General features: G+C 71.5%; 19 protein-coding genes and 1 other RNA gene. 7 read left to right on the top strand and 13 right to left on the bottom strand.

Going from position 1 to position 19,630, the window contains the following annotated elements; all coding sequences use genetic code 11:
- Positions 1 to 131 precede the first annotated feature (131 nt).
- Together DFR74_RS18450 and DFR74_RS18445 are read right to left on the bottom strand one after the other, a co-directional pair.
- Positions 132 to 1,004, bottom strand: a complete 873-nt coding sequence (locus DFR74_RS18450) for an SURF1 family cytochrome oxidase biogenesis protein (RefSeq protein ID WP_067511357.1) — start codon at positions 1,002 to 1,004, stop codon at positions 132 to 134.
- Positions 1,004 to 1,510: a low molecular weight protein-tyrosine-phosphatase gene (locus DFR74_RS18445; protein ID WP_067511373.1), complete on the bottom strand. Its 507-nt coding sequence runs from the start codon at positions 1,508 to 1,510 to the stop codon at positions 1,004 to 1,006. The genes DFR74_RS18450 and DFR74_RS18445 overlap by 1 nt, the downstream gene beginning before the upstream one ends.
- Positions 1,511 to 1,613: 103 nt before the next feature.
- On the opposite strand from DFR74_RS18445, the gene cobC reads away from it, so the two are divergent.
- Positions 1,614 to 2,651, top strand: a complete 1,038-nt coding sequence (gene cobC / locus DFR74_RS18440) for an Rv2231c family pyridoxal phosphate-dependent protein CobC (RefSeq protein WP_067511356.1) — start codon at positions 1,614 to 1,616, stop codon at positions 2,649 to 2,651.
- Between the two features lie 279 nt (positions 2,652 to 2,930).
- The gene (locus DFR74_RS18435; RefSeq protein ID WP_067511355.1) at positions 2,931 to 4,052 is read left to right on the top strand and encodes a Nif3-like dinuclear metal center hexameric protein; all 1,122 of its coding nucleotides are present in this window, start codon (positions 2,931 to 2,933) and stop codon (positions 4,050 to 4,052) included.
- A gap of 211 nt (positions 4,053 to 4,263) precedes the next feature.
- Here DFR74_RS18435 and rnpB read toward each other — a convergent pair.
- Positions 4,264 to 4,678, bottom strand: an RNA gene (gene rnpB / locus DFR74_RS18430) — RNase P RNA component class A.
- Between the two features lie 75 nt (positions 4,679 to 4,753).
- On the opposite strand from rnpB, the gene DFR74_RS18425 reads away from it, so the two are divergent.
- Positions 4,754 to 5,641, top strand: a complete 888-nt coding sequence (locus DFR74_RS18425) for an alpha/beta hydrolase (RefSeq protein ID WP_067511354.1) — start codon at positions 4,754 to 4,756, stop codon at positions 5,639 to 5,641.
- 145 nt (positions 5,642 to 5,786) lie between these two features.
- Positions 5,787 to 6,305, top strand: a complete 519-nt coding sequence (locus DFR74_RS18420; protein ID WP_067511353.1) for a TrmH family RNA methyltransferase — start codon at positions 5,787 to 5,789, stop codon at positions 6,303 to 6,305.
- Between the two features lie 75 nt (positions 6,306 to 6,380).
- On the opposite strand, the gene DFR74_RS18415 is transcribed toward DFR74_RS18420, so the two are convergent.
- From DFR74_RS18415 to DFR74_RS18395, 5 genes are all read right to left on the bottom strand, one after another.
- Positions 6,381 to 7,070: a chymotrypsin family serine protease gene (locus tag DFR74_RS18415; protein WP_067511372.1), complete on the bottom strand. Its 690-nt coding sequence runs from the start codon at positions 7,068 to 7,070 to the stop codon at positions 6,381 to 6,383.
- A gap of 345 nt (positions 7,071 to 7,415) precedes the next feature.
- A complete protein-coding gene (locus tag DFR74_RS18410; protein ID WP_067511352.1) occupies positions 7,416 to 8,759 on the bottom strand; it encodes a bifunctional RNase H/acid phosphatase in 1,344 nt (447 codons plus the stop codon).
- A gap of 13 nt (positions 8,760 to 8,772) precedes the next feature.
- Positions 8,773 to 9,510 carry a zinc ribbon domain-containing protein gene (locus DFR74_RS18405; protein ID WP_067511371.1) on the bottom strand — a complete coding sequence of 246 codons (738 nt, stop codon included), beginning with the start codon at positions 9,508 to 9,510 and terminating at the stop codon, positions 8,773 to 8,775.
- Positions 9,511 to 9,671: 161 nt separating this feature from the next.
- Positions 9,672 to 10,304, bottom strand: coding sequence for a hypothetical protein (locus DFR74_RS18400; RefSeq protein WP_067511351.1), 633 nt, complete (start codon positions 10,302 to 10,304; stop codon positions 9,672 to 9,674).
- A gap of 260 nt (positions 10,305 to 10,564) precedes the next feature.
- Positions 10,565 to 10,963 (bottom strand): hypothetical protein, encoded by a 399-nt coding sequence (locus tag DFR74_RS18395; protein WP_067511350.1) that lies wholly within the window; start codon positions 10,961 to 10,963, stop codon positions 10,565 to 10,567.
- A 423-nt stretch (positions 10,964 to 11,386) separates the two neighbouring features.
- Here DFR74_RS18395 and DFR74_RS18390 point away from each other — a divergent pair, with 423 nt between their 5' ends.
- The gene (locus DFR74_RS18390; RefSeq protein ID WP_067511349.1) at positions 11,387 to 11,719 is read left to right on the top strand and encodes a hypothetical protein; all 333 of its coding nucleotides are present in this window, start codon (positions 11,387 to 11,389) and stop codon (positions 11,717 to 11,719) included.
- 10 nt (positions 11,720 to 11,729) lie between these two features.
- On the top strand, positions 11,730 to 13,160 hold the full coding sequence (locus DFR74_RS18385; protein ID WP_067511348.1) for an RNB domain-containing ribonuclease: 1,431 nt from the start codon (positions 11,730 to 11,732) through the stop codon (positions 13,158 to 13,160).
- A 197-nt stretch (positions 13,161 to 13,357) separates the two neighbouring features.
- On the opposite strand, the gene DFR74_RS18380 is transcribed toward DFR74_RS18385, so the two are convergent.
- From DFR74_RS18380 to panB, 5 genes are all read right to left on the bottom strand, one after another.
- Positions 13,358 to 14,224 (bottom strand): CHAD domain-containing protein, encoded by an 867-nt coding sequence (locus DFR74_RS18380; RefSeq protein ID WP_067511347.1) that lies wholly within the window; start codon positions 14,222 to 14,224, stop codon positions 13,358 to 13,360.
- A 3-nt stretch (positions 14,225 to 14,227) separates the two neighbouring features.
- A complete protein-coding gene (gene pip, locus DFR74_RS18375; protein WP_067511346.1) occupies positions 14,228 to 15,193 on the bottom strand; it encodes a prolyl aminopeptidase in 966 nt (321 codons plus the stop codon).
- Entirely contained in the window at positions 15,193 to 15,651 is a 459-nt protein-coding gene (locus DFR74_RS18370) for a hypothetical protein (protein WP_067511345.1), read from the bottom strand. The genes pip and DFR74_RS18370 overlap by 1 nt, the downstream gene beginning before the upstream one ends.
- A gap of 94 nt (positions 15,652 to 15,745) precedes the next feature.
- Entirely contained in the window at positions 15,746 to 16,597 is an 852-nt protein-coding gene (locus tag DFR74_RS18365; RefSeq protein WP_067511344.1) for a hypothetical protein, read from the bottom strand.
- Between the two features lie 4 nt (positions 16,598 to 16,601).
- Positions 16,602 to 17,456 (bottom strand): 3-methyl-2-oxobutanoate hydroxymethyltransferase, encoded by an 855-nt coding sequence (gene panB, locus DFR74_RS18360; RefSeq protein WP_067511343.1) that lies wholly within the window; start codon positions 17,454 to 17,456, stop codon positions 16,602 to 16,604.
- A gap of 250 nt (positions 17,457 to 17,706) precedes the next feature.
- On the opposite strand from panB, the gene DFR74_RS18355 reads away from it, so the two are divergent.
- Positions 17,707 to 19,563 carry a serine/threonine-protein kinase gene (locus DFR74_RS18355; protein ID WP_147265851.1) on the top strand — a complete coding sequence of 619 codons (1,857 nt, stop codon included), beginning with the start codon at positions 17,707 to 17,709 and terminating at the stop codon, positions 19,561 to 19,563.
- Positions 19,564 to 19,630 lie beyond the last annotated feature (67 nt).

The raw sequence follows: 19,630 nt of genomic DNA, 5'->3' as shown, positions 1-19,630 counted from the left end.
GGAGTACGTCGACCGCGACGCGCACCGCGAACTCGCCGTCCGCATCGCCGCCCACGACGCCGACGCGCACCGCCTGCTCGGCCGGCTCGTCGATGCCCGGGAGCTCCCGGAAGACCGAGCCGTGTTCGACCTCAGCGGCGGCCGTAGCGGTCGGCCAGGCGGGATGCGGTGGTCGGCGGCGCGGGCTCGGCGGGTTCGGTCGCGGTGGCCTTCGGTGCGGCAGGCGCCTCGGTGCGGCCCGCCTTCTCCCGGCGGCGTTCCCGCATCTCGGCATACACGAAGTACCCCAGGCCGAGCGGTGCCATGATGCCGAACGCCAGCCACTGCAACCCATACGACAGGTACGGTCCGGCGTCGAGCTGGGGGAGCGGGACGGGGCTGAAGGCGGCGGGCTGGCCTTCCGACAGTTGGAGGTAGCCGCCGCGCTCACCGGTGGGGATCGGGGTCAGCGACAGCGCCATCACCTGTGCGGCCTGACCGGTGTCGATCGAATACACCTGGCGGAAGCCGTCTTCGGTGAGCGGCACGCGATCCGGGCTCACCCCTTCCGACACCCGGATACGACCTTCGATCCGCTGCGGACCGGCCGGCGGTTCGGCCACCGGCGGCGGTTTCGAGGTGCCCTCCACGCCCGCGACGAGTCCGCGATCCACCAGCAGCTCCCGGCCGTCCTCGAGCCGGAACGCCGAGAGCACGGCGTACCCGGGAGCGCCGTTGAGATGCCGCAACCGCACCAGCACCGTCGAATCCGGCACGAACGTGCCCGACGCGTTCACCCGCCGCCACTCGTTGTGCGCTTCGGGATCGCTGTCGTCGAGCACCGAGACCACGTCGACCGGGTCGGCGCGCACCGAGTCGGCGATCAGCTGGTTGCGGTGCTCGGTCTCGGTGTTCTTGCCCAGCTGCCACGGCGCGAGCACCGTGAAGCACATATAGGCGAACCCCGCCACCACCACGGCCAGGATCAGCCAGCTCGGGCGCAGCAGGAACGTGAGGCGGCGCATCACGGCCGCCCGTCCGCGGCGGACAGGGGGTCGAGGTCCAGCGCGGCGCGCACCCAGTCCAGCAGGCCGGGGATGGCGGCGGCGATCTGGTCGTGGACCTCTTCGAAGTCGGCGGTCGTCCCGTAATAAGGGTCCGGCACGTCGGGGCCGTCGGCGCGAGGGTCGAAGCTGCGCAGCAACCGGCGGCGGTCCGACGGCACGCCGAGGCGGGCCAGCTCGCGTTCGTGCCCGCGATCGAGCGCGACCAGCAGGTCGGCGTCGCGGTGCGCGGGGCCGATGGCGGCCGCGACGTGCCCGGTCGGGTAGCCGTGGCGGCGCAGCGTGGCGGTGGTGCGCGGGTCGGCGTCGTCGCCCGCGTGCCAGGAGCCCGTGCCCGCGCTGGACACCCGGACCAGGTCGGCCAGGCCGGACTCGTCCAAGTGGTGCGCGAACATCTTCTCCGCCATCGGCGAACGGCAGATATTGCCGGTGCAGATGAACGCGACGGACAGACGGGCTCGCTCCATCAGCACTCCCGCTTCCCGGACCCGGCGACGACCACACGCAGCTCACCCACGACAGCCATTCTGGCCGGTCCGCCCCCGCGCGCGCCACGTAGGGTGTGGTGCCGTGCCCTCCGACACAGTCGACCACGCGCTGCTGCGCCACCACGGCGACGTGGACGCGCGGCCTGGCATGCTCGATTTCGCCGTCAACGTGCGGGGTTGCGCGCCGCCGGACTGGTTGCGCGCGCGGCTCGCCGCCCGCCTCGCGGACCTGGGGCGCTACCCGGACGCGGGCGAGGAGCTGGCCGCCCGGGTGGCCGTGGGCGAGCGCCATCGCCGCGACCCGGACGACGTGGTGCTGCTGGCGGGCGCGGCGGAGGGTTTCGCGCTGCTGCCGAAGCTCGCGCCCCGGTTGGCCGCCGTCGTGCATCCCTCGTTCACCGAGCCCGAGCTGGCGTTGCGGGAGGCGGGGGTGCCGGTCACCCGCGTGCTCCTCGAGCCGCCGTACGTGTTGGACCCGGCCGCCGTGCCCGAGGACGCGGACCTGGTGGTGGTCGGCAACCCCACCAATCCGACCTCGGTACTGCACCCCGCGGCGTCGTTGCGTGCGCTGCGCAGGCCCGGCCGCGTCGTGGTGGTGGACGAGGCGTTCATGGACGCCGTCCCCGGCGAACGCGAATCCGTCGCGGCGGACCCCGGGTTCCTGGTGCTGCGGAGTCTCACGAAGACGTGGGCGCTCGCGGGCCTGCGCTGCGGGTACTTCCTCGGCACCCCCGACCTGCTCGCCCGCCTCGCCCACGGCCGCCCCCACTGGGCGTTGGGCACCCTCCAATTGGAAGCGTTCCGCGCGACCGCCGAACCGTCGGCGGTCGCGGAGTCGCACCGCCTGGCCGAGGAGATCGCGGTCGAGCGCGAGGCGATGGTCGCGCGCCTTTCGGCCCTCGGCGTGGACGTCCACACCCCCGCCCACGGGCCGTTCCTGCTGCTGCGCGTCCCTGACGGGCCCGCAGTCCGCGCGCATCTGGCCGCGCACGGGATCGCGGTCCGCCGCGCCGATACGTTTCCGGGGTTGAGTGTCGACCACCTCCGCGTCGCGGTGCGGGACGCTGCGGCGGTCGACCGGTTGTGTGCCGGGCTCGGGGCCGTGCTGCGGTCGGGTTAGGGCCGAACTGCACCGCCCGGGGGACTAGTGGTGTGGGAGGCCGCCGGGGTCGACCGGTTGTGCCGGGCTCGGATGCGTTGCGGTCACGGAATCATCGAGTCCACGACGATCCGATGGCGCCGTGTTCTGTGTGCTCGAGGCCGGCGCATGGCGTTGCTACTGCCGGTCTCCGTCGAGCACCCCGATCCCGTCCCGGTGCGCGCCGATATCGTGGGCTGACCGTCCGCCCCGCGCGGTCGGTGGTGTGCCGGATCGGTGACGAGGGAAGGCGGGTGCGGCGTGGCGACGCTGGCGGAGCTCATCGGGGTACTGGATGCGGCGTACCCGCCGCGGCTGGCGGAGTCGTGGGATTCGGTGGGGCTGGTGTGCGGGGATCCGGGCGACGAGGTGCGGCGGGTGTTGTTCGCCGTGGACGCGACCGCCGAGGTGGTCGAGGAGGCGATCGACTGGCGCGCGCAGGCGCTGGTGGTGCACCATCCGCTGCTGTTGCGCGGGGTGGACACCGTGGCCGCCGACACCCCGAAAGGCGCTCTGCTGCACCGGCTCATCCGCTCCGGGTGCGCCCTGTTCACCGCGCACACCAACGCCGACTCCGCCGACCCCGGGGTCTCCGACGCGCTCGCCGCGGCGCTCGGACTCACCGTCACCGGTCCGCTGGAAGCGAAACCCGAAGGCCCCGTGGACAACTGGGTCGTGCAGGTGCCGCGCACCCACACCGACGCGGTGCTCGACGCGCTGTTCGCGGCGGGCGCGGGCGGTTCCGGGCACTACCGCGACTGCGCGTCGCGGGCGGATTCGATCGGCCAGTTCCGGCCGCTGCCCGGAGCGGATCCGGCGATCGGCTCGATCGGGGAACTCGAACGGGTACAGGAGGATCGCGTCGAGGTGATCGCGCCGCCCTCCCGGCGCGCCGCCGTGCTCGCGGCGCTGCGGGCGGCGCACCCGTACGAATCGCCCGCCTACCACGTCACCGAGCGCGCCGAACTGCCGTCCGCCCTCGGTCTCGGCCGCATCGGCACCCTGCCCGAACCGGAATCCTTGCGCGACTTCACCGCTCGCGTCGCGGCCGCCCTCCCGCCGACGGTGTGGGGTGTGCGCGCGGCGGGCGATCCGGACCGTGTGATCCAGCGGGTCGCGGTCTGCGGCGGCGCGGGGGATTCGTTCCTGAACACCGTGATCCGCCGCGGCGTCGACGCCTACGTGACCTCCGATCTGCGCCACCACCCGGCCGACGAGCACCTCCGCAAGAACGGTCCCGCCCTCGTCGACGCGGCGCACTGGGCCACCGAGTTCCCCTGGTGCGCCCAGGCGGAAGGGTCTGTGCGCGAGGCGCTCCCGGATCTGGAGACCCGGGTGTCGACCTTGCGAACCGACCCGTGGACGGTGGGTGCCGAGGGCTGAACCAGGCGGAACCGGAACTACTACCAGCGCGGTGGTATGCGGACGCTCTCGTCATCGTCCGAATCCACGAGGCCGCTGGGAACGGTCCCCCCGGTCGACGTCGTGGTATCCGTGCCGGTGCCAAGTGGGTTGTCCCGAGCCTCCGAGGAGGACCTGGGCCCGAATCGCCGTCTCGCTGTCGCGCCCGGAAGCCGAGCGCGACAGCGGAAGGCGGATGAGCCGGTCTGTAAGCCGGGTCCTGTCCCCGGTTCGCACCGGGTGGCGACCATCCATCTGGGCACACCGTCACCGGGTACCTCGAGCGGCCCACCCGCAGGCTCGGGCGAGCAGCCCTCGAACACCTGCGCAGCCGCACTCTCGCGAGTGCGGCCTTCGGCCTTGCTCCGGGCGGGGTTTACCTAGCCGCCCCGGTCACCCGGGGCGCTGGTGCGCTCTTACCGCACCGTTTCACCCTCACCGCACGGCCCCGAAAGGCCGTGGGCGGTCTGTTCTCTGTGGCACTGTCCCGCGGGTCACCCCGGGTTGCCGTTAGCAACCGCCCTGCTCTGTGGAGCCCGGACTTTCCTCGGCGCCGGGCAGCGGCACAGCGTGCCCGTTCCCGTCGCCGCGGTCGCCCGACCGACTCATCCGCGCGCACCAGCGTACCCCCGCGCACCGCCCCGTCCCCTACGCGCCCGGTCGCGCCAGTACGGTAATGGCTCATGGAACGTCTCGAGGTCAGTTTTCCCTCCGGCGGCCAGCAGTGCGCCGCCTGGCTGTACCCTCCCGCAGGCGTCCCCAAGCCCCGGCCGCTGGTGGTCATGGGGCACGGTCTGGGGGGCACGCGGGAAATGGGGTTGGACAGGTACGCACGCCGGTTCGCCGCGGCGGGAATGGGGGTGCTGGTGTTCGACTACCGGCATTTCGGCGCCAGCCAGGGCGACCCCCGGCAGTTGCTGCACATCGCCCGCCAGCGCGAGGACTGGCGCAACGCCATCGCCTACGCCCGCACCCTGCGCGGTTTCGACAAGACGCGGATCGCGCTGTGGGGCACGTCTTTCGGGGGCGGGCACGTGCTGTCCGTGGCGCCGGAGGACGACTACATCGCCGCGGTGGTCGCGCAGGTGCCGTTCACCAGCGGCTGGGCCTCGACGTGGGCGAAGGGGCCGACCAGCGTGGTGAAGGTGGCCACCATCGCCGCCACCGATCTGCTCGTGGGACCGTTGCGGCGCAAGCCCGTTCGGGTGCGGATCGCCGGGCGCAAGCGCGCCGCGGCGCTGATGAGCGCACCCGACGTACCGGAGGGTTACGGACGGCTGGCCGAGGAGAGCGAGACCTACGAGCCGAAAGTGTCCGCGCGCGCGGCGTTCTCGGTGCTGTTCGACAAACCGGGCCGCTACGCCAAAGCGCTGAAGATGCCGGTGTTCTACGCCGTGGCCGACGATGATTCGGTGGCCCCGCCCAAGCCGACGCTCAAGGCGGCCGAGCGCACCAAGCACGCGGTCGTGAAGCGGTATCCGGTGGGGCATTTCGACGTGTACTTCGACGACGTCTTCGAACAGGCGGTGTACGACCAGACCGAATTCCTGGTGTCGGTGCTGCGTCCGTGAGTCGGGCGCCCCGCACGGCCGGTGGGTCGCGCGGGGTATCCTGAGGGAGTTCGTTTCTCGACTCCGTCGATGGCCCCGATGCGCCGCGAAGCATCGTCGACGTGAAAGCTGTTGTCTCCCTAGGGAAGGGCATTCCCGTTCGTTCGTGACCGCCGCGCGGGTGCGGACCCGCCCGGAACTGCGCAAGCAGCGCAGGCAGCGTTCCCACGGGTGCTGGAACCATCTCATCGCCGCACCGCTGTGGCCCAAGCACGGCGTGAATCTCGGTACGCTGCTGCGCACGTGCGACGCCGTGGGTGCGTGCTTGGCGGTGCCGCGGTATCCGTGGATCCCCGACGCGCTGAACCAGGGCAACACTCTGCGCCACCGCCAGTGCGTGCACTGGGTGCACGGCCGCGCCGATCGCTGGCTGGCGCGGCAGCGCGCGAGCGGGTCGGCGATCATCGGCGTCGAACTCACCGACGAATCCGTCCGCCTCGCCGACCTTCCCGTCGCCCGCGGGCGCACCGTCATGCTGCTCGGCCACGAAATCGACGGCATCCCACCGGAAGCGCTCGAACTCACCGACACCGCCGTCGAGATCCCCATGGTCGGCACCGGGCACAGCCTGAACGTGGCGGTGGCGGGCAGCCTGGTCCTCTACAAGCTCGCGGGACTGAGCTGAATTGTTCTACCCCCTGGACGAATTCACCGCCGCGGCCCTGCGCGGGCACGCGGCGGTGAACGGTGTCGGAGCGGATCAGAAGGGGCGGAATCCCGCGCCCAGGCCGCCTTCGGCGTTGATGGCGGCCAGCACCACGTCGATCGGCGCGAAGTACGCCGGCGAGTGGACCGGGTTGCCCTGACCGGTGCACGGCACGTCGAAGCGGATGCCGGCCAGCCCGGTCAGCCTGCCCTGGTTCATGCCGACCAGTTGGTCGCCGACCGTCACCGGGCCGCCGGAATCACCCGGCTGCGAGCACGCCTGGTTGAGCGTGATGGTCTCGTCCAGATTGCCCCACACCACGCCGCAGCCCGCGCCGCTGGTGCGTCCGTTGGAGCACACGGTGGTGCCGGGGCCGGGGGTGGCGCCGATGCCGTTGATGGTGGTGCCTCCGACGGTGCGCACCGGCGCGACCTTGTCGCGATCGAAAACGAGGACCGCGATGTCCAGGTTCTCCCCGTTGTCGGAGTAGGCGACGATACCGACGGCGCCCGCCTCCAGCGCGTGCTCCGCGCCGAGCAGGGTGCCCTCGGGGGCGCAGTGGCCCGCGGTGAGCCCGACCAGCCGATCGGCGTTGTCGTAGCCGATCGCGGTGAGCGAGCACGCGGAGTCGTTCGCGAACACGAGACCGGATCCGCCGCCGAGCGCCACCTTCTCCGGGGCGGCCTGCGCGACGCCCGCCGCGCTCACGCCGACACCCGCGATGACGGCCGCCACGGCCGCCATCCACCTGAACCTCACAGCAGTTACTCTCCTTCTCGCAAACCGTTGACCGACAGCGGTCGCCGACCGTCACTCCGGTCACGCACCGATCCCGGCCGGGGAACACACGTTGCCATACCGGGGGCGGCGTGAGCCGGTGAATTACTTTCCCCCGCGTGTGGCTACCGATGGGCAAGCGATGCATCGGGTCCGGCGCGGCGGGCCGCAAGCGCTGTGTGCCGAGCCACAGTACCCGTTCATTCAGGGGGTCGTGCGCACCGGGGACGCCTCGGCCGCCCAACGCTCCCGACCGGCCATCCGCCGTGCAAACCTCGCTTTGCGCGGCCACTTTCCGAGACCGGCATAGGTTCAGTCCAGATACGACGTGTCGTTGACCAGACGAACCGAGGACCCGCCGTCCGGATAGAACTCCGCGATCGACAGCGACGCCAGATCCAGATGCAGCCGGTACAGCAGCGACGGCCCGACGCCGAGCGCCAGTTGCAGGAGGGTCTTGATGGGTGTCACGTGGCTGACCAGCACGATATTGCTGCCCGCGTACAGGCCCGTGAGATCGCGCCGCGCCGCCTCCACGCGCTCGCGCACCGCGTCGAAGCTCTCGCCGCCCGGCGCGGGCACCGACGGGTCACCGAGCCAGCGGGCGTGTAGTTCCGGGTCGCGCTCGGCGGCCTCCCCGAAGGTGAGCCCTTCCCATTCGCCGAAATCGGTCTCGATGAGTCCGTCGTGGGTGTGCACGGGCACGCGCAGTGCGGCGGCGGCCGCTTCGGCGGTCTCCCGCGCGCGGCCGAGCGGGGAGCTGATCACGGCGGCGATACCGCCTTTGGCCGCAAGCATTTTCGCGGCGCGGTCGGCTTGGTCTTGGCCGAGGGGAGTGAGAGCGGGGTTGCCGCGGCCCGAGTAGCGGCGCTGCACAGAGAGTTCCGTCTGGCCGTGGCGGAGCAGGAGGAAGCGCGTGGGGCGGCCGAGGGCTCCGGTCCAGCCGGGGGACGTGGGGTTGACTGCGGCGGTGCGGTCACGATCGGCCGCGGCATCGTCACCGTAGGAGACGGTGACACGCTCACTGTTCGGCGGTCGGGAGACGTCCCAGGTACCCGGCGCCGGTGCGACGCCTTCGCCGGCATCGGAGTCGATGGTTTCGCCGGATTCTCCGCCGCTCGCGGTGCGTTCGGCCGAATCCACGTGGAAGCGCGTTGTTTTCGGCTCGCGAGAGACACCGGCGCTCGTGCCCGTATCGGTCGGCGCGTGCCCCGCGTCGCGGGCCGTGCGCACCTCGTCGACCAGGGACGCGTCGTCCATGGCCTCGTTGGCGAGGCGGTCGGCGTGGGAGTTCTGGGCGCGCGGGATCCAGGCGAAGGTGACGCGGTCGAAGCCGGTGACCAGGCGGCGGGCCCGGTCGGCGAGCGGAATCATGGCCGCGTGCTTGACCTTCCAGCGGCCCGACATCTGCTCGACCACCAGTTTGGAGTCCATCCGCACCGACACGATGCGCGCGCCCAGTTCGGCCGCCGCCTCCAAACCCGCGATCAGGCCGCGGTATTCGGCGACGTTGTTCGTCGCGACACCGATGCTCTCGCGCCGCTCCGCCAGCACCGTCGCGTGGTCGGCGTCGAACACCACCGCGCCGTAGCCGGCCGGGCCGGGATTGCCGCGCGAGCCGCCGTCGGCTTCGACGATGACCTGCTCGTGGCTCACGCCGCCGCCTCGATCACAGACCGGATTCCTTGGTGCGGACCAGGATCGCGCCGCATTCCGGGCAGCGCACCACCACGTCGGGCGCGGTCTTCGCGATGCGGGCGATCTCGCCGCGATCCAGTTCGATCCGGCACGCACCGCACTTGCGGGCTTGCAGCAGCGCCGCGCCCACGCCGCGCTGGGCGCGCTGCCGGTCGTAGATCGCGAGCAGTTCCTCGGGGAACAGCGGCACCAGGTTCGCGCGGTCGCCCTCGCAGCGGCCCTGCGCTACGTCCAGATCGGCCAGCGCCTCGTCGCGGTGGCGCTGGGCCTCGGCGAGTTCGTCGTCGGCCTTGCTCAGGCGCGCGCCCGCGTGGTCGTGGTCGGCGGCCGAGGCCTCGCGGCGCTCCATCACCTCGAGCAGTTCGTCCTCCAGCACGCCGCGCCGCCGCTCCAGGCTGCCGAGTTCGTGCTGGATCTCCGAAAGCTGTTTCGCGCCAACCGAACCCGCGGTGAGCATGCCGCGGTCGCGCTCCTCGCGCTTGCGGACCGCCTCGATCTCGCCCTCCAGCTTGCGGATGTCGCGGTCGAGGTCGTCCAGCACGATCTCCACCGCCACCGCGGCGTCCTTGAGCTCGTTGCGCTCGCCTTCGAGCCGGGCCACCTCCTGCTGCTCGGGCAGGACCGTGCGCCGGTGGGCGATCCGCGTCAGCTCGGCGTCGACGGAGGCGAGCTGGAGCAGCTTGGCCTGGATCGGTGGTTCGACATTCAACGCGAACAAACTCCTGAACACTGTGGACGGTGGGGCCTCCGCCGGGCGGCGAACACCAGTGCTCAACCGTACCGCGACTGCCGGGTGGGTGGTGCCGAGGCGGGGACGGATGTCGGTGGTCGAACATACGGGCGATTCAGTGGTGCCCGCAGCGGCTATGGTCAGTCGACCGGGCGCGTTTTGATGGCGTCGCGCGAGATATAGACGTCGTACTCGCCCGGGGTGGCGATGACGGCGTTGCCATAGGCGGAGCGAACAAAAGGTGCGGTCCACCATTTGCCGTCGCGCATGTCGGCGAAGAAGTCACGATCGTCGCCGTTGAGGAAGATGTGGTCCTGGGAAGTCGCGGCACCGTCCAGGTTCTGCCCGTAGAGGCGGCTGACCTTGTACCCGGAGTGGAAGCCCAGGGCGTTCACCCACGGCTCGAGCTCGACGATATTGGCTTGCAGCACCCACAGGTCACCCTCGACGCGGAAGGTCTCGCGGCGGTCGGGTGCGCCGTCGTCGTAGAGGGTGAGGTCGACCTGGAGTTGTCCGTCCTCGGCCTCGCTGACGACCACGTGCGCGGCCTTGATCTCCCCCGTGAGTCCGAGATAGGTCTGCATCAGGGTCGCCACCCACAGCAACACCACCGCGACCATCAGCAAGCCCGCCCCACCCGCCCCGCGCCCGAGCACGGCCTTCGCGCCCTTCTTGCGCATGCGCGCGATCGCCGAGATCAGCAGCGCGACCCCGACCAGGATCAGCAGGATCAGGCCGATCTGCACGATCCCGAAATCCACCGGGAAGTTCATGCGCTAGTTGTACCCGCTCCCGGCGTTCCGAGACAGGTGAAGTGCGAGCGACTTTCGCGGACACACCGCGACACGCCGCGCGGGATACGTTGCGGGGACGGGGGTTTGATAGGCGGGTGGTCACCACGGTGTCGATGCGAAGTGAACCGACCAGTCGTGTTGCGCGCCAGGTGAACCCGATGGGTTCGGGCAGAACCAGGGGAACGGCGTTGCCGGGAGAGCACGCCGCCGCGGCGACGGGCCTTACACGTGCGGACGTTTCAGCAGATGTACTTCGCGATATTGAAGATGGCGAGCGCCTCTTCCTTCGACGCGGCCACGTCGCCGGATTTCGTGCGGTCGACGATCGCGTTCACGGTGTCGTCCTCGGACTTGCCGCCGTCGATGTCGGCGCAGGTGCCGGTGAGGATGTCGGCGATCTCGGCATCGGTGCGGCCTTCGGCCAGCTTCGGAAAGGCGCTGCGGTAGCTCACCACGAAGGTGCCCGCCTTGATGTTGTCGGGCACCTCGACCCCGCCGGGCTGATCGTCGACCGAGGAGGCGGCGGGGGCGGAGGTCGCCGCGGCCTCGCCGGTGGCCGTGTCGTCCCCGTTGCAGCCGGCGACGAGCAGGGCGAACAGGGTGGTGCTGACCGCGAGGGCGGCGGAAGTTCTTGTCACGGAGCGGGATGCTAACCGGCCCGGTGGAAAGTCGCCTCCCGTGCGGTGAACGGAAGGCGACCGGTGTGTGGCGGCGCTCGAGGCTAGGCCGCCGGGTCGATCATGAAGACCTTCGCCCAGTACGCGGCCTGCTCGGGACCGAGCAACGGCAGCAGGTAGTCGAAGAGGATCGATGACATCAGTGCAGTACTCCCAGTTCTCGACGTACGGGGCCCGGAATGGGACAGGCGAGACGCGCGTGGCCCGCGGCCCCGGGACCGAACCCTAGCAGCCGGGCGCGACACGGCGAGCCGGGCCGGGCGATTCGTCCGGAACTGGCCCAGACCGTGACCGACGTCATAAAGTAGTCGCCGTTGGCACGGTCCGGCGCCGGGGAGCCCCGGGCCGATTTCACCCTCTATCCCGGAAGCAGGTCTCAACTCTATGCGGGTAGTTCGTTCATTGGTCGCCGGCGCGCTCGTCGCCGGAGCCGCATCGCTCTTTGCCGTGCTGGGCGCCGGTTCGGCCAACGCGGTCGCGGTGACTCCGCTCCCCGGCGGTGTGCAGGTCGACCTCAGTCCGGCCGACACCAAGTGGGTGGCCGACACCCGCTTCGGTCTCACCGTCGCGGGACTGCCGCATCCGTCGGCGCCCTCGTTCGGTGAGGCGCTGGATGCGGCGGCGGCACTCTCCTCGACCTACCCCACCGGGCGGGTCACCTTCACGGTGTTCGGACCGTTCCACGAGCTCAACGGCACGATGCTGGCCTTGCAGTAACGTATCGTCCGTGGAACTGCACCAGCGGATCACCTCGGCGCCGGTCGATTTCGGCGCTATCCGATCCGAATTCGGTCTGGCCTCGGCGTATCCCGCCGAGGCCACCGCGGAAGCCCGCGGCGCGCGTGACGCGTTCGCGGGCGACCGGATCGATCGCACCGACCTCGCGTTGGTGACGATCGATCCCCCCGGAGCCATGGATCTCGACCAGGCCCTGCATATCGAGCGCACGGACTCCGGTTTTCTCCTGCATTACGCGATCGCCGATGTCGGCGCCGTGATCCACCCCGAGGGCGCGCTCGCCAAAGAGGCGGGCACCCGGGGTCAGACCTTCTACTTGCCCGACGGCACCGTGCCGCTGCACCCCGAGGTGCTCTCGGAAGGCGCGGCCAGTCTGCTGCCGGACGTCGACCGGCCCGCCGCGCTGTGGACCATCGAACTCGACGAGCACGGCGAACCCCAGCACTACTCCGTCGCCCGCGCGCTGGTGCGCTCGCGCGCCCGGCTCGACTACGCGGGCGTGCAGGCCGACGCCGACGCGGGCCGCCTGCACCCCTCGATCGCGGCGCTGCCGGACTTCGGCACGCGACGGATCGAGGCGGGTATCGCGCGCGGCGCGATCGGCCTGCGCCTGCCCTCGCAGAGCGTGATCCGCGACGACGCGGCCGACGGCCACTGGCGGCTGGTGCTGGAGCCGCGCACCGCCGCCGACGACTGGAACGAGCAGGTCTCGCTGCTCACCGGGATGTGCGCGGCCCGGATCATGCTGGACGCCCCCGACGACGGACAGCGCATCGGCCTGCTGCGCACCATGCCGCCGCCCGCCGAGTCGGCGGCCGAGTCCATGCGCCGCACCGCCGCCGCGCTGGGCGTGCCGTGGCCCGCCGACCAGTCCGTGGGACGGATGCTGGCCGGACTCGATCCGAACACCCCGGCCGCGCTGGTGCTCATGTCCGAAGCCACGAGTTTGCTGCGCGGCGCCACCTACACCGTGGTGAACGGGGAGCTGCCCGGCACCCTCGAGCACAGCGGGATCGGCGCGCCCTACGCGCACGTCACCGCGCCGCTGCGCCGCCTCGCGGATCGCTTCGCCCTCGAGGTGTGCCTGGCGCGCTGCGCGGGAACCGAAGTGCCGCAGTGGGTTCGCGAGGGCCTGAGCCCCACCGCCGACACCATGAAGCGCACCGACGGCGTCGCGGGCAAGGTGGACCGGGCCTGTATCGACCTCACCGAGGCGACCCTGCTGGCCGCGCGCCCCGGCGGCGTATACGACGCGATCGTGATCCGCGAGGCCAACGGCAACCGCCCGGCCGAGATCTTCATCGCCGACCCGCCCGTGCTCGCGCCGTGCGAAGGGTCTCCGCCCGAAGGCGCCACCATCCGCGCCCGCCTCACCACGGCCGACCCGGTCACCCGCAAGGTGTCGTTCACGGCAGAGTGAGTTCGGTTGCCGCGGCGGGTGTTCAGCCTGCGGTGCCCCCGCCGCTCATCGACAGTCGATCATGCGACGCGGTGACGTGCCGCACGAGGGACATAGCGAGCGCGGCACGTCCCGGTGGGAAAGGTACGCCAGGGCGCTCACTTCAGGCGCTCGTTCACAGAGCCCGGTCCACATCGGGCGGCGGATCCGCCCGCGCGTCACTCGGCGTCCAGGAGCGCGGCCGCGGCGGCCGGGTACTTCTCCAAAGTCGCGTCGGCCGCGGCGTTTTCGGCATCCGCCAAGCGCTGATACACGGCCCGGTCCTCGCCCGCCGCCTCGGCTTCGGCGGCCCGCTCCAGGATCGCCTCGGCGGACTCGACGGCGTCGCGGTGGTCGCCCAGCACCGTCTGCAAGCGCTTGGCGCGCGAGCCCAGGCTGCGGGCCGCGTCGCCGAGGACGGGCTCGGCGGCCTCGCAGGAATAGCGTAAACGCTTGGCGCTCTTGCGGATATCGTGCAGCATCTCGATGCGCTCGTCCTCGGGGACGGTCGGCTCGCTGCGGATCAGCGCCTCCACCCGGTCCCGGTCGCGGCGCAGCACGATGCCGAAGAACTTCGACGAGGCCACCGCGGCCCGCGCGGAACGCAGCGGCGGCTTCTCGCGCCACCGCGAAAGTTCCTCCCGCAGCGCGCGATAACGTTCGCCTTCCAGCGCGGTGAGGATCTCGGCGTGCGCGGCGGCGTAGCGGTCGCGTTCGGCCGTGACCAGTCGCGCCGTCACGGAGTCGGGCGCGTCGGCGCCGTGCACGGCGAGCAGATCGCCGAAGCGTTCGGCGCGCACCTCGGCGTCGCGGGCCACGCCGAGCAGGCCGGCCAGCCATTTGAGTTCGGCGCCCATCGTGGCCGCCGGCTCCTTGCGCAGCAGGCTCCGATAGGAGCGCAGCACGCTGCGCAGGCGCCGGGTGGCCACGCGCATCTGGTGCACCGAATCCCAAGCGTCCCTGCGCACTTCGGGCTCGGCGGCGAAGAGGCGGTCCACGTCGTCACGCAGGGCGGCGGTGAGGGCGGCGCCGGCGTCGGGGGCCACGGGTCAGCCCGCCTTGGCGAAGCGGTCGGTGGCCTCGACCAGGTGGTGCACGATGCCGGGTTCGGTGGCGGCGTGCCCGGCGTCGTCGACCAGGTGCAGCGTCGAGGCGGGCAGCGCCCGGTGCAGATCCCACGCGTTCACCGCCGGGCACACGATGTCGTGGCGCCCGTGCACGATGACGGTGGGAATGTGCGCGATGAGAGGTGCGTCCCGCAGCAACTGGCCCTCCTCCAGGAATCCGCCGTTGCGGAAGTAGTGGTTCTCGATCCGGGCGAAGGCCAGCGCGAACCGCGGCTCGCCCGTCTCCTCGACCCGATCCGGTTGCGGCAGCAGCGAACTCGTCGACCCCTCCCACACCGACCAGGCGATCGCGGCCGCGGTGGCGACCTCGGGATCGGGGGAGTGCAGCAACCGGTGGTAGGCCTCCACCAGATCGCCGTCGCGCTCGGCCGCCGGGATCGGCGCCAGGTACTTCTCCCACTCGTCGGGGTAGACGTAGCCCGCCGCGCCGTTGTAGTACCAGTCGATCTCCTTGCGCCGCAACAGGAAGATCCCGCGCAGCACCAGTTCGGTCACCCGCTCCGGGTACCGCTGCGCGTACGCCAGCGCGAGCGTGGAGCCCCACGATCCGCCGAACACCTGCCAGCGCTCGACGCCGAGATGCGTACGCAGCGTTTCGATATCGGCCACCAGGTGCCCGGTGGTGTTGTGCTCCAGGCTCGCGCCGTCGGCGATGTGCGGGGTGGACCGGCCGCAGCCGCGCTGGTCGAACAGCACGATGCGGTAGGCGCTCGGGTCGAAGAACCGGCGCTGCAACGGCGAGGTGCCCCCACCCGGCCCGCCGTGCAGGAACACGACCGGTTTGCCCTCGGGGTTGCCGCTCACCTCCCAGTGCACGGACTGGCCGTCACCCACGTCGAGCAGGCCGGTCTCGTACGGCTCGATCGGCGAGTAGAGGGGGCGGCGCATCAGAGACCGACCACGATCGAGGCCAGGTCGGGCGTCTCGAGCGCCTCGATGGCCTGCTGGTGCACGTCCGGGCAGGACTCGAGGGTCACGGTGTCCACCACGGACTTGTTGCCGAGCACGTCGATGCCGTGCTGCAGACCCCACGGGTGCACGATCAGGTTCAGCCCGACGCGGCCGAGCGTGGGCCCCTGCACGCGGAAGTTGGACAGTTCCGGGCGGATCGCGTCGCACAATGCGGTGGCGGCGGCGTCGCTCACCTCGGGGGCGGGCTTCGCGGTGGTCGCGCTCGGGGTGGTGGCGGACGCGGGCGCCGAGGTGGTGGTGTCCGAGCTGCCGGTGGGGTTCGGATCGCCGGAGGTCCCGCAGGCGGTGAGCGCGGCCGCGGTGACCGCGACGGCCGCGAGGAAGGCGGCGCGGGGGAGCGCGGCGCTGCGTGGAGTCCAACGGGTGTGCGGCATCGGTACCTCTGGTCGTCTCGGCTGGGTCGGTTCCGCCCCCTGCCGGGGCGAAACTGTCGGCATCGAGTCTGCCATCCTTCGCCGCGAACGGGTCTCAGCGAAAGTTTACCCGCAGTTCATCGACCAGTTCCTCGACGAAGCGGTCCAGCCGTGATCCCGCCACGTCGAGCGTGCGCCACGGGTGCAGCGCGACCAGGGGCGCGAGGCGTTCGGCGAGCGCGATCTCGGCGTCGGTGACCTCACCGCGGCGGCGCCAGCGTTCTACGTAGTCCGCGCGATAAGGGCTGTGCAGCAGCGTCTTCGAGAGGAACGGGTGGGTGAGCACGGCGTCGCCCCAGTCGAACAACCGGGTGCTGCCCGCGAACACGTTGCCGGGACGTAGGTCGTTGTGTTCCACGCTCAGCCTGCCGAACGCCGCCAGCTCGCCCGCCGCGTCCTCGATGCGGCCGCCGAGTCCGGGCGCCCGGTGTTCGAAGTCGCGGTACACCGAGATCAGTTGTGCGGGAGGAAGATACGGCGTTCCCGTGGCGCGCAGATGGTCCACGTGCGCCGACAGGGTGTGCTGGAGATCGGCGTAGGAGCGCACCACGGTGGACCACACGGCGTCACCGCCGCCGGTCGCGCCACCATCGCGGGTCAGCAGCCAGCCCCGATCCGGTTGCACCGCAAGGGGTTCGGGCACCGCGTCCGGGCACAGCCGTGCGATCTCGGCCAGCAGCGGGCCCTCGTGGGCGAAGGCGCGCGCGTTCGCCTTCAGCCACATCGTGCCCGCCGTGGTCGGAATGCGCGCGAGCAGTGACCACGGACGCCGTCGCGTCTCCTCGGCCGCACCCGTGCACTCGATGCCCTGCGCCTCGAGCTCCGCGCGGGCCCAGCCCACCAGCGGCGCGAGCGGCCGGCCGAGCAGCGTGACGGGGGCGTCCACCACCCGGTCGGCCGTCGTCACGCGCTCAGAAGGTGTGCTCGGGAGCGGGGAACACGCCGCGCGACACCTCGTCGGCGTAGGTCGCGGCCGCCTCGCGCAGCGTGTCGCCCACCGCGGCGAACCGCTTGACGAACTTGGCGGTCTTGCCGCTGGTGTAGCCGGCCATGTCCTGCCAGACCAGCACCTGCGCGTCGCACTCCGCGCCGGCGCCGATGCCGACGGTCGGGATGGTCAGCTTGCGGGTGACCTGCCCGGCCAGTTCGGCCGGCACCATCTCCATCACCACGGAGAACGCGCCCGCCTCCTGCACGGCGATCGCGTCGGCGATCAGCTGCTCCGCGCCGTCGCCGCGGCCCTGCACCCGGAAACCGCCCAGGGTGTTGACGCTCTGCGGGGTGAAGCCGATGTGCGCCATGACGGGGATGCCCGCCGCCGTGATCAGCGCGATCTGCTCGGCGACCCGCTCGCCGCCCTCCAGCTTCACCGCGTGCGCGCCGCCCTCCTTCATGAACCGGGTGGCGGTGGCCAGCGCCTGCTGCGGGGAGGATTCGTAGGTGCCGAACGGCAGATCGGCCACCACCAGCGCGTGCGGTGCGCCGCGCACCACGCCGCGCACCAGCGGAATCAGCTCGTCCACGGTGACCGGCACCGTGGTGTCGTAGCCGTACACGACGTTGGCGGCGGAATCGCCGACCAACAGCACCGGGATGCCCGCTTCGTCGAACAGCTTGGCGGTCGAGTAGTCGTAGGCGGTGAGCATGGCCCACCGCTCACCGGCGGCCTTCCTCTGCTGCAGATGCGTCACCCGCGTCTTGCGCCGCGTCTTGCGCTCGGCAGGTGCCGCACCGTAGGCAGGGGTTTCCGAATCGGATACGGACATCGTCGTCCCTTTCGTCTGTGTCGCCTCGAGGCCCTGACCGGGTCCCCGGGTTTTCTGACGCTTTTAGTCTGCCACCGGGCCCGACGCCGAATAAGAGGCTTCGCCGGTGCGATTTCTCACACGAGCGGGTACGTCCTGGGCCGCGGGCCGCCGAGCGGGGTGTTACTTTTCACCCGATCCACGCGGCGCGCTCGCGTGGATCGTCACGCAGAGTGCCCGCGTCGAGCGGGTGGGGAGTGGGAGCGCAACTGTGATCGAGCCACCGTCACCGACGGATCCGACGGTGATCGGGCGCTACCGGGTGCTCGGCGTGCTCGGCGCGGGCGGAATGGGGCGCGTGTTGCTCGGTGCGGGCCCGGACGGCCGCTTCGTCGCGATCAAGCAGATCCATCCGCACCTGGTCGAGGACGCCGAGTACCGTGCCCGATTCGAACGTGAGATCACCGTCTCCATGCGGGTCTCGGGCGCGTTCACCGCCGCGCTGGTCGACTATCGGCTGACCGGTCCCGCGCCCTGGCTGGCATCGGTGTTCATCCCCGGAATGCCGCTGGACCGCGTGGTCGAAGAACTCGGGCCGCTGCCCGTGCCCGCGCTGCGCGTACTCGCCAGCGGATTGGCTTCGGCGCTGCACTCCGTCCACGGTACCGGGCTGATACACCGGGATCTCAAGCCCGCCAACGTGATTCTCGCGGCCGACGGCCCGCGGGTGATCGACTTCGGTATCGCGCAGTCCGCCGAGGGCGGCGTGATCACCGAGGTGGGTTCGCTCATCGGCTCGCCCGCCTACATGTCGCCGGAGCAGGCGACGGGCGAAGCGATGACCGGCGCGAGCGACGTCTTCTCGCTGGGGTCGCTGCTGTTCCTGGCCGCGACCGGGGAGAGCCCGTTCGCGGCGGCCTCGGTGGCCTACACCATGTTCAATATCGTGCACCGGGAAGTGGAGCTCGACCGGGCGCCCGCCGAGCTGCGCGCGCTGTTGAGCGGGTGCCTGGCCAAGGACCCGGCCGATCGGCCCACTCCCGCGCAGATCCTCGATCACCTCGGCGTGCTGCCCGCGCGGGCGCGACCCTGGCCGGAGGCGGTGCACGCCGAGATCGAGCGGCGCACTCGTAGCCTGTCGATCCTCGTCGCCGATCCGGACGCGACGCACGCCATAGCGTCGGCGCCGCTGGGCCCGCCGCCCTCGCCTACACGCCGCCACCGGGGGCTCGTCATCGGGGTGGCGGCCGCGGTCCTGGCGCTGGTCGCGGGGGTGACGGCCGTCGCCCTGCGGAGCACCGGCGACGCGCCCGCGACGGCGGAGGGCCCGGCGGCGCAACTGCCCGCCGTGGAACGCTGGCGCGGCGTCGACGCCTGCGCCTGGTTGCTCGACGCGCTCGGCCCCGAGCTGCCCGCCGACTCGGTGGGCGCCGAGACCACCACCGACTCGTGGGTGTGGCAGCCCGGCCCCGCGTGGGGCTGCGAGGGCTCGTCGTCCGCGGGCAGGCTGAACGTCGAACTCGGCGCGGCCACCGACCGGTTCGTCGACAGCGGGGGGACCACGGCGGGTCTGCCGCTGCTGCGCCGCGAGGGTGACTGCGCCGTCGCGGTGGACGGCGGGGCCACACCGCGACTCGGGCTGGTCGTGACCGGCTCGGGCCGCGCGTGCGGGCTGACCGAGTACACCCTCGAGCGCTTGCTGGGCGCGCTCGACCGGCTGCCGGCTGATCCGGGGATGACCACGCTGGCGTCGGTGGATCCGTGCTCGCTGGTGGGCGAGGCGGAACTGGCCGCGCTGGGTGCGATGGGGCCGGGCGCGCCGCTGTCGGCGCACCAATGCGAGTGGGTGGGCGAGTCGCGCCTGCGGGTCACGCTCGCGCTGACCCGCAGCTCGTCGCTGCCGGTGCTCCCCCGGTACGTGGACCTCGGTGGCGGTGTACTGGTGACGCGGGACGACTACGACGGCGCGGACACCTGCACACTGCTGTTCCGATTCCGCCCGGTGGGGGAGACCTTCGTCGAGACGGTGACCGTGCGCCTCCAGTCTCCGGCGCGCTCGCGCGACGACCTGTGCTCGATCGCCGACGGCGTGGTGAAGCCCGTCGTCGGCCGCTTGCCCTCGGCATGAGTCGTCGCGTGTCGAGAATCGGTGGTAGCTTCACGATGTTTTCACGGGAGGAGTGGTCATCACGGTG

It is taken from the genome of Nocardia puris (genome assembly GCF_003315035.1).
Classification (GTDB): domain Bacteria; phylum Actinomycetota; class Actinomycetes; order Mycobacteriales; family Mycobacteriaceae; genus Nocardia; species Nocardia puris.
Note: the sequence above shows the minus strand (reverse complement) of the source record. Positions and strands in the feature narration are given on the sequence as shown.

Bases quoted from the DNA above. Each gene is read 5' to 3' on its own strand.
- DFR74_RS18390 (WP_067511349.1), top strand. From the start codon at position 11,387: ATGCGGGTAGTTCGTTCATTGGTCGCCGGCGCGCTCGTCGCCGGAGCC.
- pip (WP_067511346.1), bottom strand. From the start codon at position 15,193: ATGCGCCGCCCCCTCTACTCGCCGATCGAGCCGTACGAGACCGGCCTG.
- DFR74_RS18445 (WP_067511373.1), bottom strand. From the start codon at position 1,510: ATGGAGCGAGCCCGTCTGTCCGTCGCGTTCATCTGCACCGGCAATATC.
- DFR74_RS18425 (WP_067511354.1), top strand. From the start codon at position 4,754: ATGGAACGTCTCGAGGTCAGTTTTCCCTCCGGCGGCCAGCAGTGCGCC.
- panB (WP_067511343.1), bottom strand. From the start codon at position 17,456: ATGTCCGTATCCGATTCGGAAACCCCTGCCTACGGTGCGGCACCTGCC.
- DFR74_RS18415 (WP_067511372.1), bottom strand. From the start codon at position 7,070: ATGGCGGCCGTGGCGGCCGTCATCGCGGGTGTCGGCGTGAGCGCGGCG.
- DFR74_RS18370 (WP_067511345.1), bottom strand. From the start codon at position 15,651: ATGCCGCACACCCGTTGGACTCCACGCAGCGCCGCGCTCCCCCGCGCC.
- DFR74_RS18450 (WP_067511357.1), bottom strand. From the start codon at position 1,004: ATGCGCCGCCTCACGTTCCTGCTGCGCCCGAGCTGGCTGATCCTGGCC.
- DFR74_RS18400 (WP_067511351.1), bottom strand. From the start codon at position 10,304: ATGAACTTCCCGGTGGATTTCGGGATCGTGCAGATCGGCCTGATCCTG.